The sequence below is a fragment of the Pseudomonas sp. BS3782 TE3695 genome (genome assembly GCF_050435305.1).
Lineage (GTDB): Bacteria > Pseudomonadota > Gammaproteobacteria > Pseudomonadales > Pseudomonadaceae > Aquipseudomonas.
On sequence record NZ_JBNDKB010000001.1, the window covers coordinates 4118123 to 4130569 of the forward strand.

Annotated in this window: 12 protein-coding genes; 1 reads left to right on the top strand and 11 read right to left on the bottom strand. The window is 59.0% G+C overall.

Annotation, left to right across the window (positions count from 1 at the left end; all coding sequences use genetic code 11):
- The first annotated feature begins 23 nt into the window (after positions 1 to 23).
- Positions 24 to 1538: an ABC transporter substrate-binding protein gene (locus tag ABH909_RS18540; RefSeq protein WP_429435914.1), complete on the top strand. Its 1515-nt coding sequence runs from the start codon at positions 24 to 26 to the stop codon at positions 1536 to 1538.
- Positions 1539 to 1615: 77 nt separating this feature from the next.
- Here ABH909_RS18540 and ABH909_RS18545 read toward each other — a convergent pair whose 3' ends face one another.
- From ABH909_RS18545 to ABH909_RS18595, 11 genes are all read right to left on the bottom strand, one after another.
- A complete protein-coding gene (locus tag ABH909_RS18545) occupies positions 1616 to 2563 on the bottom strand; it encodes a Csu type fimbrial protein (RefSeq protein WP_429439967.1) in 948 nt (315 codons plus the stop codon).
- 72 nt (positions 2564 to 2635) lie between these two features.
- On the bottom strand, positions 2636 to 4993 hold the full coding sequence (locus ABH909_RS18550) for a fimbria/pilus outer membrane usher protein (protein WP_429439970.1): 2358 nt from the start codon (positions 4991 to 4993) through the stop codon (positions 2636 to 2638).
- Between the two features lie 217 nt (positions 4994 to 5210).
- A complete protein-coding gene (locus ABH909_RS18555; RefSeq protein ID WP_429435917.1) occupies positions 5211 to 5999 on the bottom strand; it encodes a fimbrial biogenesis chaperone in 789 nt (262 codons plus the stop codon).
- A 30-nt stretch (positions 6000 to 6029) separates the two neighbouring features.
- Positions 6030 to 6527, bottom strand: a complete 498-nt coding sequence (locus tag ABH909_RS18560) for a Csu type fimbrial protein (protein ID WP_429435920.1) — start codon at positions 6525 to 6527, stop codon at positions 6030 to 6032.
- Entirely contained in the window at positions 6527 to 7060 is a 534-nt protein-coding gene (locus tag ABH909_RS18565; protein WP_429435923.1) for a Csu type fimbrial protein, read from the bottom strand. The genes ABH909_RS18560 and ABH909_RS18565 overlap by 1 nt, the downstream gene beginning before the upstream one ends.
- A gap of 18 nt (positions 7061 to 7078) precedes the next feature.
- Positions 7079 to 7612 (bottom strand): Csu type fimbrial protein, encoded by a 534-nt coding sequence (locus tag ABH909_RS18570; protein WP_429435926.1) that lies wholly within the window; start codon positions 7610 to 7612, stop codon positions 7079 to 7081.
- A 110-nt stretch (positions 7613 to 7722) separates the two neighbouring features.
- Positions 7723 to 8223 carry a Csu type fimbrial protein gene (locus tag ABH909_RS18575; protein ID WP_429435928.1) on the bottom strand — a complete coding sequence of 167 codons (501 nt, stop codon included), beginning with the start codon at positions 8221 to 8223 and terminating at the stop codon, positions 7723 to 7725.
- 192 nt (positions 8224 to 8415) lie between these two features.
- Positions 8416 to 8913: a Csu type fimbrial protein gene (locus tag ABH909_RS18580; protein ID WP_429435931.1), complete on the bottom strand. Its 498-nt coding sequence runs from the start codon at positions 8911 to 8913 to the stop codon at positions 8416 to 8418.
- 223 nt (positions 8914 to 9136) lie between these two features.
- Positions 9137 to 10201: a 2,3-butanediol dehydrogenase gene (locus ABH909_RS18585; RefSeq protein WP_429439973.1), complete on the bottom strand. Its 1065-nt coding sequence runs from the start codon at positions 10199 to 10201 to the stop codon at positions 9137 to 9139.
- An 89-nt stretch (positions 10202 to 10290) separates the two neighbouring features.
- The gene (locus ABH909_RS18590) at positions 10291 to 11403 is read right to left on the bottom strand and encodes an acetoin dehydrogenase dihydrolipoyllysine-residue acetyltransferase subunit (protein ID WP_429435934.1); all 1113 of its coding nucleotides are present in this window, start codon (positions 11401 to 11403) and stop codon (positions 10291 to 10293) included.
- Positions 11400 to 12419, bottom strand: coding sequence for an alpha-ketoacid dehydrogenase subunit beta (locus ABH909_RS18595; RefSeq protein WP_429435936.1), 1020 nt, complete (start codon positions 12417 to 12419; stop codon positions 11400 to 11402). Before ABH909_RS18595 ends, ABH909_RS18590 begins: the two co-directional genes overlap by 4 nt.
- Positions 12420 to 12447: the final 28 nt, after the last annotated feature.

A 12447-nucleotide genomic window follows, 5' to 3' on the forward strand; every position in this document is an offset into this window, starting at 1 on the left:
ACTCATCAAGAAGGAGTTTGACCATGAGATCCAGGCATTTGAAATTGCTCGCCGCAGCCACATTGACCGCTTGCACCCTTGCCAGCGGCATTGCTCAGGCGGCGGGTGTACTCACCATCGGTTGCCGAGAAGAAAGCACCACGTTCGACCCGATCAAAAGCGCGCAAAACCGTGATACCTGGGTGTTTTCCAATGTTTACGACACGCTGATCCGGGTCGATAAGGCCGGCAGCAAAATGGAACCTGGCCTGGCTGAAAGCTGGAAAGTCTCCGACGATGGCCTGACCTACACCTTCAAAATGCGCAAGGCGAAATTCTCCGACGGCTCGCCGATCACGGCCGATGATGCGGCATTCAGTCTGTTGCGTACTCGCGATAACAAGGCCTCGCTGTGGAGCGATGCCTACAAACTGATCGACACGGCCAAAGCGGCCGACCCGCAAACTCTGGTCGTCACCCTGACCGCCCCGTCGGTGCCGTTCCTCTCGCAACTGGCCTCGCCGACTGTGTCGGTGCTCTCGCAGAAGGCCATGACCCGCATGGGGGAAGATGCCTATGCCCAGGAACCTGTGGTGTCAGGGGCATTTTTTGTCAAGGAATGGCTGCGCGGCGATCGCGTGAAGCTGGAGAAGAACCCGCATTTCTGGCAGGCCGACAAGGTCAGCCTGGATGGCGTGGAGTGGATTTCCATTCCCGACGACAACACCCGGATGCTCAAGGTGCAGGCCGGTGAGCTGGACACCGCGATCTTCGTACCGTTTTCGCGAGTCGATGCGCTGCGCAAGGATCCCAACCTGACCATCCACTCCGACCCTTCCACTCGGGAAGATCACCTGCTGATCAACCATGAGCACGGCTTGCTGAGCAAGCCTGAAGTACGTCAGGCGCTGGACATGGCGATCAACAAAAAATCGGTGGTCGATACCGTCACCTTCGGCCATGGCCAGGAGGCTTACTCCTACATTCCCAAAGGCTCGCTTTACCACTACGCCGACAACTTGAAGCGTCCATTCGACCCGGCCAAAGCCAAGCAGATGCTGAGCGATGCCGGCGCAGCGGGCATGAAGCTGAATTACGTGGTCAACGCTGGTAACGAAGCCGATGAACAGATTGCCGTGCTGGTTCAGCAGCAACTGGCGGCTGTCGGTGTGACCGCCACCCTGCAAAAGGTTGACCCCACCCAGAGCTGGCAGATGCTGGTCGACGGTGACTACGACCTGTCCGTGATGTACTGGACCAACGACATCCTCGACCCGGACCAGAAGACCACCTTCGTTCTGGGCCACGACACCAACATGAACTACATGACCCGCTACAAGAACGACAAGGTCAAGGATCTGGTATCGGCTGCCCGCATTGAAGCGGCCCCGGCCAAGCGTGAACAGATGTACGTCGACCTGCAGAAAATCGCCAAAAATGACGTTAACTGGATCGACCTTTACTACAGCCCTTACATCAACATTTCGCGCAAGAACATCGAAAACTTCCAGCAGAATCCACTGGGGCGCTTCTCTCTTGAGGAAACGGTGAAGAACTGAGTAATCGTTGCGCTCAAGCATGGAAAAACAAAAGGACCTCTTTTCAGAGGTTCTTTTTTTATGCCTGGAAGCTGGTACTAGAACCCAACATCCAGCACCACACTGTCCATGTAGGTTCCCGGTGGCGGCGTGCTCTGGTCGAGGTAGATTTTGGCGTTGTAGTTGAAGATCTGACTGCCAGTGCCCAAGCCGTTGCCGGGGTTGACCTCGGCATCGGAACTTGTGCGACGCGTCGTGCTGACACTGCCCCAACGAGTGCTTCCGGCACTCTTGAAAATGTCGTAATCCAAGTAATTGCTACCCGAGATCATCCGCCTGCGCCCGCCCACGCCGACAGCATGCTGACCATCGTCCAGCCCCACCGTATAGGCACTGCCCTTGGTACAGACCAGATTGATCGTCTGGCCAGTGACGGTGGAGAAGGAGCTGATTGCCGAGGCGCTGCCAAAACTGATGTTCGGCGCAGTGATCGTGCAATCGTTGTCCACGGTCATATTGACAGTCAGACTCGTGGAACCGCTGTTGATGTCTCGCCCCTGACAGCTGCCACCGCCACCATAGTCATGGCAATAATCCCAATTCCAGAAAATGTTGAGGGTTTCAGAATAAATCCCGGCCGCCACGTTGCTGCCGATGATCGTATTCAGGTAGATCGGTACAGCCTTGGCAACCGTTGGATTGGAAAGCAGGCCGAGGTCATCGATGATCGAGTGTCGGGCGAAATCGAACGCTACGCCGCGAGTGATCGGATAGCTGCTGCTGTTGTTGGCAAACAGTGTGTAGCCAATCACATCACTGGTAGGCCCGACCACCCCCGCGGTTGCCGATGTGATGGTGGCATAAAAATGCTCATCGCTGGCCAACGGCGATACCAACGAACCGGTGCAACTCAAACCGGCATGGGTGGTGGAACTGGTTTGCAAAGTGGTACGCACCGCGATCGAACTGAGCGAGCCAAAACCCGCCGGTGAAGTACTGGCCACCTCGCACAAGGCATAGGCCTGACACGGCAGAAAAATCGCCATCAGCTTGATCACTCTACCCGGCCATCCATCAGAAAATTGCACACCCACCTCCCTGTTCTAATCAATGCGGTTTCATTGGCATAGCAGCGGCCCGATCAACGGCACCTGGTCCTGTTGCATGTCCAGCGTGAACTGCGCCTGGCAAGTCCGGCCATCGTCCAAGGTCACCTGCAAACTGTTGTGCGCTTCCAGGTTTTCCAGATAAACCAGCCCGTCCCAACCGACCACGGCGTGCGCCCCGCTCTGCTCGTGCCGCACGCCGCTGCCCAAGGGCAATGGGTGCTGCTGCGAGTCCACCAACACAACACTGGCGGCAATGATCCGGCTCAGTGGAAACTCCAGCAGGTAACCACTGCCACGGCGCACCGCGACTCGTTGTTCAACATTCGAACTCTGCACATTGGTCGGCAAATTCAGTGGGTCGATTTCATATTTGCCGCGGTAATAGGCGCTGCTCCATGGCACCAGCAGATGACCGTTCTTATCCGTCTGGCCCACCCGTTGATTTTCGTAACGCACCGGAATATCGGCAAAGCCACCGGTGCTGACCACGACGAAAGCATCATCGATACGATTGGCAACGAACACTTGATGGTCCATCCACACCAGCGAGCCGCTGGCATCGGCCCAACGAGTCTCGGCGTCACTGTTGCCGTAAACCCCTGCCTGCAATTGCACCGATTGCAGGCGCCAGGTCAGGTCGGCCTGGCGATAATCCGGACCTTCGTCGTGGGCATAACCGAGGTTGAAGCCCACGCCGCCGGCACTAGGCACCGCACGACTGTAATTGACGCGCTGGCGGTTAATGCCGGTCTTGCTGCGCTCGCCACTCATGCTCAGAGTGCCCCGTAGGTCGAACGGGATGACCAGTTGCGCCTGCATCGCCCAGTCGCTATCGCCGATCTCGCGATTGGCCGACACGTAAAAACTGGTATTGCGCCACAGGGGCTTGCTCCAGGTCAGATTGAGTAACCGGGTGCGCGAATCATCCGCCGCTCGCACATCGAAATAGCCTGCGCCAAGGCTGCCCCAGCCGTTGAGACTGACGCTCAGGGTCAACTGCTCGCTGCGCTGGCTGAGGCTGACATAGGGGCTGTCGACCACGGTCAGGTCGGCGTACTGGTCGCGGCGCTGCATACGCTGATAGGCAACGCTGTAGTGCTGACTGCTGTATTGATAACCGAGGCTGACTTGCTGACCGCTATTGCCGTCGAACCGGCTTTGACTGACCGCCGTGTTGAGCACGCCGAAATTGCCCACGCGCAGGTTGCCGCCAACGCCACCAAGGGCCAGCGCGTCCGAGGCCTCGGCATGGGTTTCGAGGGTTAGACTGTCGTTCAGACCGTAACGCAGGCTGCCGGAGGTCACACCCGGACCGTAACCGAAATCGCGGATCCCGAAGTCGCGGCGCAGGGTACCGGCGGCCACCGAGAAATCCATCAGGCCTTTTTGCAGCAGGTTGCTGGTGACATAAAACGGCACGGTGGTCGAGACTTGTCGACCCAGGGCATCGGTCGTGACCACCACTGCTTCGCCCGCACCGTTGATGAACGGAACGTTGGTCAGCGTGTAGGGACCGGGCTGCAACTCGGCGCTGCTGGACTTGTAGCCGTTGATGAACAGGTCGACCGATGAAGGTACCGCCGCTTCCCCGGCGAACTGTGGCAACGGGTAGGTCACAAGGTCCGGGCGCACGCCGAAATCGCGCGACACTTGCACACCGCCCAGGCGCACCGAACTGCTCCAGGGCAAGGCACCACTGATCAGGTCGCCCGCCTCGTAAGTCAGCAGGCGTTCATCATCAGAATAACGCCAGGTGGTGTCGTAACGCCGATAACCATTGTTCAGTGTGTCGTTGCTGATTCCGGAAATCGTGCGCCGGTATTGCCCGGTGTTGGACAGCGTGCCCCAACTGTCAAATAGCCGCACCTCGTTCCAGGCCGCAAGGTAGGTGGCGCTGTCGTCGGTGTCATTGAGATACAGGTCGTAGTTGAGCAAGGCACCAAAACTGCTCAACGCCGCGGTGCGCGGGTACGCCTCTTGGCTGCCGACAAATTGCTCCGGCAACCAGTCCGGCGGGACGGTCAACAAAAGCCGCTGCCCCTGACTGTCATAGTCGCTTGTCAAACCTTGCAGACTGTCGAGGGCGACCTCAGCGTTGAGTGCTTGCGGCAATTTCATACCGATTTCGCGTAACGCCGCGACCGGTACAAAGAAGCGCCCGCCACGCTGCTCCACTGCCACCACACGCCCGGTCTCCATTTGATTGACGATCAGTTCCAGAAACAATTGCGCGTCGACAATTGCCTCCATGCCAATGGGGGCTGGCGGCAGCTCTGCCGCCAGGCCGGGGTGGGCGAATACCAGACAGTAGAGGCCAATCGCGGCCCACAGCGGACGCTTGATACTAAGAGCCCAATCCTGGCTCATCACCGCTTTACGTCCGTCAATGGACATTTCCTTACTGTGGCGATCAAGAGATACGCACAACACTTGTGATGAGGGGGCATGCTCCCGCTGGGTCGCGGAGCGGCCCTAAATTCAGCGACACCGTTTTATCAGGTAGAACGCGGCTGCAGATTTTACGACTGCTTCGCAGCCGAGCGGGAGCAAGCTCCCTCGCCACACTGTTCCTATCACCGGGCTATCATCGCCCCGGCGCAATATTCTGAACCTGCGGAGCACCATTGACCCGTACCTGCAAGGCCTGGTCCGCACTGATCGGCTCCGGTGTCGGCCACCGCATGATCGCCCCCGGCAGCACATAACCGAGCAGTCCCTCAACCAGCGGCCGTGTCTGACCGCCCTGCTTGAACGCGACATCGGTCAACCGGGCATGCACCGCGCCCTGATTGCGCACTTCCACGTACGAACGGCCATCGACCGCCACTTTGCGCCAGCTCAAATCAGGCGCCCCGGCGCCTTTGGGGTCGCGTTTACGGGTCATGTCTTCCTTGCTCCACAGACCGGCGCCGTAGGCAAACAGCGGCACCGAATAACGCATTTGAAACCGGATGGCGGCAGCGGTTTTGCCGTCTTCAGCCGTTACGGGCCTGGCCGCGGGAATTTCATCGATAATGATGCGATAGGCCAACTCCTGCCCCGGCGGTACATCGCGGGTACGGGTCAGGCGTACGAGTTGCTTCTGCCCGGGTTCGATTTTCGCGACTGGCGGGCTGCCAATGACATCGCGCTGGTTTTGATACTGATCGCTGAAACCACTCTGGCTCCAGGCAAACACGCGGATCTGCAGATTCGCCGTCTCGTTGCCGCGATTTTCCAGCCACAACGCACTCGCTTGTTGATCGGCCTCCAGCACCGGATCAATCGGCCAGATCAACACCGAACTGGCCGCCTGCACCTTGACCCCGCCCAGCAATGCCATTGCCAGCACAGCGCAACGCGCGGCTGGTAATCTGCGCAAAGGTGAATACATATGCCTGCTCCTTATGCCCGAACTACCGAGCTACCACGACAGCTGCACCTGCAGCACATCGCTATAAATTCCTCCGGGCTGATCACCCGGTAACTGTACTTGTGCGTAGATAGGCAATCGGATGTTGTTCGCATCGCTGTAGGCCACGGCCACGCTCTGACCGATGCCCAGGCTCTCACTGAAGGCCGCGTCACTGAATAATTGGTAGGCCATGCGGGCACTGCCGTCATCAAGCTGCAGATGTCGCCCGTTGCTGTTGTACTGGCCGCCATCGACGCTAATGTTCAGGCTCACGCCCGGCGTGCATTGCAACTGCACGCCGTCGCTCAATTGCACTTGAACAGTGTTGGTCGCCAACGCCGATTGAGTGCCGAAATCGAGGTTGCCGTAAGTGGAAACCCCGCCCATCACCAGACATGCCGCTGTCACTGTCGCGCTGACCTGAAAACTCTGACTGGTGCCCGCCGCCAGCGGCAGAGGCAAACCAGTCGCGCCGATCAGGATCAGCGCGGCAGGACTCCATTGCACTAGAAAGTCAATTCAACGGCGACAGAGTCCGAGTAGGTGCCCGCGGGCAAGCCGGCCTTGCCCACGGCCTTGCCGTAGATATTCACGGTCTGTGCTACCCCGGTACTTTCTGCAAGTGCGATCACTCCGTCGATCGCCAGGACCTGCGTACGACCGGAGTCGGTATACAGGTCGTAAGGTACGAAGTTGTTGCTACCATCGGTCAGTGCGCGAGTGCCGCCGACAGATCCGCCATCATTGTTGCCGGCCCCGACTGTGACAGTCGGTAAGGTGCCGCTGGAGCACAGAATCGACAGTGCGCCACCGCCGCCAGCGAGCACCTCCCCGTTTGCTGTAGTGAATAGACTGCCGGTGGCACCGAAGTCCAGCGTACCGAAGTTCACCCCGCTGGTTCCGCCGGCACCGTTGATCTGACAGCTGCTACTGAGCGTCATGCTGGAAGTGAACTGGCCAGTCGTCGTGGCTGCCTGAGCACTGCTGGCCAGCGCCAGAACGAGCACTGAAAATCCAATCCTTGATACGAGCGTATGCATGATGTCCATCCTCTGGGTTTACCAATCCAGCGTGACCGTCAAGGTGTCGGTATAGACCCCTGTCGGAACCGCGCCGGTATTCGCGACCACCGAGCCAAATACCGGGATTGGTACCTGGCCCCCATTGGTAACAGCGAAATTGCGTTGTTGCCCGATGCTGTAGCTGTCGCCACCAGACGCATCGAGGAACAATCGATAAGGGATGGTCTGGGTACCATTGCTCAGGCGCCGCGTGGTGCCGTCGCCATGGGTACCGCCATCGATGGTCACCGTGAAACCGGTGACCGAAGAGTTGCAAGAGACTTGCAGTGTGCCGTTGCCGGCATCGCTCAGGTTGGCATTGATCGGGTTGGTCCAGGTCGGACCTTGCGAGCCGAAATCCAACAGGCCAACATCACCGACCGGACTGCCGTCGCTATTGGTTATGTCATTGGTCACTGCACAACTGGCGATGATGATCAGCCGCGCATCAATCTGCCCACTGATCGCCGCTTGCGCCTCCTCGACCAGTAGTAAAACTGTGCCAAGGGTCATCACCACCCAACTTTTCATCGTCTTGCACCGATCCTAATTCCATCAGGATTCAAACAGTGGCCGTCCATTTGCGAACGACGTTTCCTTGTACTGCCCGAATCCATCGGACAGGTGTCACTCAATGCCTGTTACCAGCTCACGGTCACTTTCAAGAGATCGGAATAACGGCTGACGCGGGGGATCTCGGCCAACCGTTCGATACGAGCATACAGAGGCAAATCCACCGTACCTGAATCCGGTACCCGCCCACTCAAGAGCACATTCACCGGCAGCGGAATCTGCCGTGCGGCGTCTTGATAGAGGCGATAAGGAATGGGTTTGCTGTGCTCTGCACTGCCCGCCAGATAGCGGACCTCGTCGACGCCGCCATGCAGTCCGCCGTCGACCTGTAATTGGTAAGGGGTATCGGGATTGCATTCCAGGCGTGGCAGGCGTGTGTCAAGCAATGCTGCACTCAATGGCCCTGAAGGATCGTCCAGGCGGGCGGTGGTGCCGAAGTCGAGGACGCCCAATTGCTCGATACCCGCTTCACGCTGTTGGCCAACCAACTGACAACCGCGCTGCACATTGACCCGGACCTCAACCTGAAACTGCGCCGCCAATGCTGTCGTACTGAGCATCGTGCTCATGACCGCCAAAACTCCGAGCCCATTCAAATTCCCATTCCCTTTAAGGGGTTACTCGCAGGCTGAGGTTAGCATCGAAGTGGGAAAGAACACGTCAAATCCGCACCTTTGCGACGAAGGGGCATATTGGGTGTGTATCAGGGCATCGGCAGGTTTTCTGAAGGAAGGCACCGTGCTTGACCATGGTCTTTAAGGTCAAAAGGTGACGGTGGCCGTCATTGTGTCGGCATAGGTGCCTGGCGGACTAAGCTGCCCCGCCGCTACTCGACCATAGACAGGAATCACCTGAACGGAGCCACTGCCGGTTCCAGTGATGAGCCCGGTGCCACCGGTGTCGCCCCAATTGGTCGCCCGCGTGACGTCCGAGTACAGCGCATAGAACAGAATGCCTGCCGGAGTGCCGGACATCTGCCGGGCGGTCGCGGTGCCGCCGCTCGTCCCGGCACCGAGGCCCACACTATAGGCAGTCGTGTTGGTGCAGTTGACCGACAGGCTGGATTCGGCATCGGCTTGCACACCTGTATAGGCGCCGAAAGCCAAAGGAGAGGCGGTGATCCCGCAGCCGGCCACAATGCTTGCGGAAACGGTGAAGGTCGCAGTGGAGGTCGCTGAAATGGCCAGAGTGGGCAGCAGGCTGAGGGTAAAAACGCTCAGGATGCCGACACGGGCGAGAATGCCGCTATTGCGGTGCATTCGAGTCTTCTTGCCTGTCAGCGTGCCATTACTCACCCAAAGGGGATGTGAGGAGGGTTGCGTGCAATGCAAAAACGTCATGGCGATAACTCCCTGTAGTACTTGGCGAACGATCAGGTTTTTTCAAAGTTCTGAAAGAACCTGATCGTCCAGCCTGGATTCCAAAGCGTAGTCCAGAGTGGGCCTCTCACGGATATTTCGTGGCCGCACGCTTCAAGTGGCCTCAGACTCGAGCGGGTGAAACGATGATTTTCACGTTGTGTTCCTTGTTGTTGACCAATTCCTCAAAGCCCTGCCCGACGATCTGTTCGAGCTGAATGCGCCCGGTTACCAGCGGGGTGATGTCCAGCCGGCCGTCGGCAATAAAGGCGATCACATCAGCGAACTCACCGTTGTAGGCGAGCGCACCCAGCACCTGTTTTTCGGTGGAGACCAACTCGAAGAAATTGAACTCGCTGGGCTCCTCGAAGATGCCCACCAACACGCACATGCCGGCCTTGCGAATGAGGTCGATAGCGAGCTTGGCCGTGTGTTTGTTGCCGATGCATTCGAAGCTGACATCCGCCCCAAGTCCGCCGGTCAGCCGCCGTACCTCTGCCAGAGCGTCACATTCATTGGGGTCCAGCACGTGGCTCGCCCCAACCTCCAGAGCCTTGGCCTTGCGCGCTCCTGACATTTCCAGGGCGATGACCTGGGCCGCACCAGCAGCCTTGGCACACATGATGGTGCACAGACCGATGGTTCCCGCGCCAACCACCACCACATTTTTCCCCAGCACACTCCCGGCCTTTTTCACCGCGTGCATGCCCACGGCCAGCGGTTCGATCAGCGCCCCGGCCTCGGCGGGAAAGTTGGCCGGCAACTTGTACAGCAGATTGGCCGGCACATTGACCAACTCGGCGAATGCACCATTGTTCATCAACCCGGTGAAGGCCAGGTTTTCGCAAATGTTGTACAAGCCATGGGTGCAGTAATAACAGGTGCCACAGTGCTGACAGGCGTCGGCTGCCACCGGCTCGCCCACACTGAACCCTTCAACGCCGGCTCCCAGTTCGACGATTTCGCCACAGAACTCATGACCGAGAATGCACTGGCCCTTGATTCCGGTCAGCGGGTGCGGCGCATCCACCGGGATGAACACTGGCCCGGCCACGTATTCGTGCAAGTCGGAGCCGCAAATACCGCACCATTGCACGCGAATCTGGACCCAGCCCGCAGGTGGCGACACGGGCAGCGGAACGTCTTCGACACGGATATCGTGACGGCCATGCCACACAGCGGCGCGCATGCGGCGGGTCGGATCAATTGAAAGGCTCATGTTGCTATCTCCTTGAAGTCGTTGGCCTTGGCGACCCGCAAAAGGTCGCCATGGGAGCATCAGTGTTGTTGCACAAAGTCCAGAATCAGCCGGTTGACTTGCTCGGCCGCTTCCATCTGCACCATGTGCGCCTGGCCCGGCAGGATTTCGATCCGGGCTGTCAGGCCGGCACTGTGGGCCGCAGGAATGATCGCGTCGTCACCGCCCCAGATCAGCAACACCGGCTGCCGGCTTTCTTGCACCACGTCGCGCAGATCGAACTGTTGCCGTCCTTCTTTGAACAATCCCGAAACCAGCTGGCGCAGGGCCGCATCCACCCCTTCCAGGCGCTTGTACTTGAGCATGTCTTCGAGCATCTGCCGATTGACCAGTTCGGGGTTGGAGAACAGTTGCACCAGCTGTGGCCTGAGGGCATTGCGGCTGGCCGCCTCGACAAAACCTTGCAGGTAATCGCCGTTGATTTCCGCGCCCAAACCGGCGCTGCCGATCAAGATCAGGGAACGTACCCGTTGTGGAGCCAGACGCGCAGTGTTCAGCGATACCGCGCCGCCCATGGAGTGCCCCACCAGATGCGCTGCGCGAATGTCCAGGTGATCAAGCAATGCCAACACCACGTCGCTCAGCTCATCCAGGTTTCCGTGCTCCAGCTGTTTGGTCGACTCGCCATGGCCCGGCAGATCCAGAGCAATCACCCGGCGCTCGGCAGCCAATGCTTCATGATTGAACATCCAATTGTTCAGATCGCCGCCAAACCCGTGCACCAGCAGCAACGGTACCCCGCCTTCGCCGCGCTCGAAGTAACGGATCAGCCGCCCATCCAGTTCGACCTTCTGCGGTTTCGGCCCACTGTCTTCCTCGGCGCCGTCACCCGGCACGAAGGCGGCCTGAAACTGCTCGATCACTGCATCGATTTCGGCATCACTGGCTTCGCCGTCGACCACGATGCCGAGCAACGCACCGACCGCAAGGGTTTCATCCTGGCGCGCGATCTGCCGACGCAGCACACCGGAAAACGGCGCCTCGACGCTGCTGGAAATTTTGTCGGTTTCCACATCGAGCACTTCATCGCCCTTGGCGATCACCTGGCCCTCCTCCTTGAGCCAGACATCGACCCGGCCTTCTGTCATCGACAAGCCCCACTTGGGCATCGTCAGGGTATGAATCTGGCTCATGAACGCTTGCTCCACTCGATCAACTTGAGCACGGCGTTTTCGATCTTCGCCGCATCAGGGATATAGAGGTCTTCCAGGGCGTCGGAGAATGGCACTGGTGTGTGCGGCGCAGTCACCATCTCGATGGGTGCCTTGAGCGAGGCGAACGCTTTTTGCGCCACCAGCGCCGAGATATCAGTGGCCATGGAACAGCGCGGGTTGGCTTCGTCGATCACCACCAGGCGTCCGGTCTTTTCCACGCTTTCCAGAATACTGTCTTCGTCCAGCGGGCTGGTGGTGCGCAGGTCGATGACCTCGCAGTCAATGCCTCGCGCGGCCAGGTTGCGGGCTGCATCCATCGCCGTATTGACCGTGCGCCCATAGGAGACCAGCGTCACGTCCTTGCCATCGCGCAGGAAATTGGCTTCACCGAACGGGATGGTATAGAGCTCTTCCGGTACCTCGCCCTGCATGCTGTAGAGCAGTTTGTGTTCGCAGAAGATCACCGGGTCGTTGTCGCGGATAGCCTGGATCAACAGACCCTTGGCGTCATAAGGAGACGACGGGCAGACGACTTTCAGCCCGGGGATGTGGGTCCACAGCGATGTGAGCATTTGCGAGTGTTGGGCCGCTGCCCGCAAGCCCGCGCCGACCATGGTGCGAATCACCAACGGGGTGGAGGCCTTGCCACCGAACATGTAGCGAAACTTGGCCGCCTGATTGAGGATCTGGTCCAGGCAGCAACCGGCAAAGTCGACAAACATCAATTCACACACCGGGCGTACGCCGCAGGTCGCTGCGCCTACCGCGGCACCGACATAACCCAACTCCGACAGCGGCGTGTCCAGCACACGTCCGGGAAATTGGTGATAGAGGCCCTTGGTCACGCCCAGCACCCCGCCCCAGGCGTCGTTTTCACCGGGAGCACCGGCGCCGCCAGCGACGTCTTCCCCCATGATGAACACGCTGGGATCGCGGCGCATTTCCTGGGCCAGAGCTTCATTGATTGCCTGCTGATAACTGATTTTTCTCGCCATGATGAAGGTCTCGATTCTTGTTATAGGG

Excerpts from the sequence above, each read along its gene's own strand:
- ABH909_RS18540 (WP_429435914.1), top strand. The coding sequence starts at position 24 with ATGAGATCCAGGCATTTGAAATTGCTCGCCGCAGCCACATTGACCGCT.
- ABH909_RS18545 (WP_429439967.1), bottom strand. The coding sequence starts at position 2,563 with ATGGCGATTTTTCTGCCGTGTCAGGCCTATGCCTTGTGCGAGGTGGCC.
- ABH909_RS18550 (WP_429439970.1), bottom strand. The coding sequence starts at position 4,993 with ATGAGCCAGGATTGGGCTCTTAGTATCAAGCGTCCGCTGTGGGCCGCG.
- ABH909_RS18555 (WP_429435917.1), bottom strand. The coding sequence starts at position 5,999 with ATGTATTCACCTTTGCGCAGATTACCAGCCGCGCGTTGCGCTGTGCTG.
- ABH909_RS18565 (WP_429435923.1), bottom strand. The coding sequence starts at position 7,060 with ATGCATACGCTCGTATCAAGGATTGGATTTTCAGTGCTCGTTCTGGCG.
- ABH909_RS18570 (WP_429435926.1), bottom strand. The coding sequence starts at position 7,612 with ATGAAAAGTTGGGTGGTGATGACCCTTGGCACAGTTTTACTACTGGTC.
- ABH909_RS18575 (WP_429435928.1), bottom strand. The coding sequence starts at position 8,223 with ATGAGCACGATGCTCAGTACGACAGCATTGGCGGCGCAGTTTCAGGTT.
- ABH909_RS18580 (WP_429435931.1), bottom strand. The coding sequence starts at position 8,913 with ATGCACCGCAATAGCGGCATTCTCGCCCGTGTCGGCATCCTGAGCGTT.
- ABH909_RS18585 (WP_429439973.1), bottom strand. The coding sequence starts at position 10,201 with ATGCGCGCCGCTGTGTGGCATGGCCGTCACGATATCCGTGTCGAAGAC.
- ABH909_RS18590 (WP_429435934.1), bottom strand. The coding sequence starts at position 11,403 with ATGAGCCAGATTCATACCCTGACGATGCCCAAGTGGGGCTTGTCGATG.
- ABH909_RS18595 (WP_429435936.1), bottom strand. The coding sequence starts at position 12,419 with ATGGCGAGAAAAATCAGTTATCAGCAGGCAATCAATGAAGCTCTGGCC.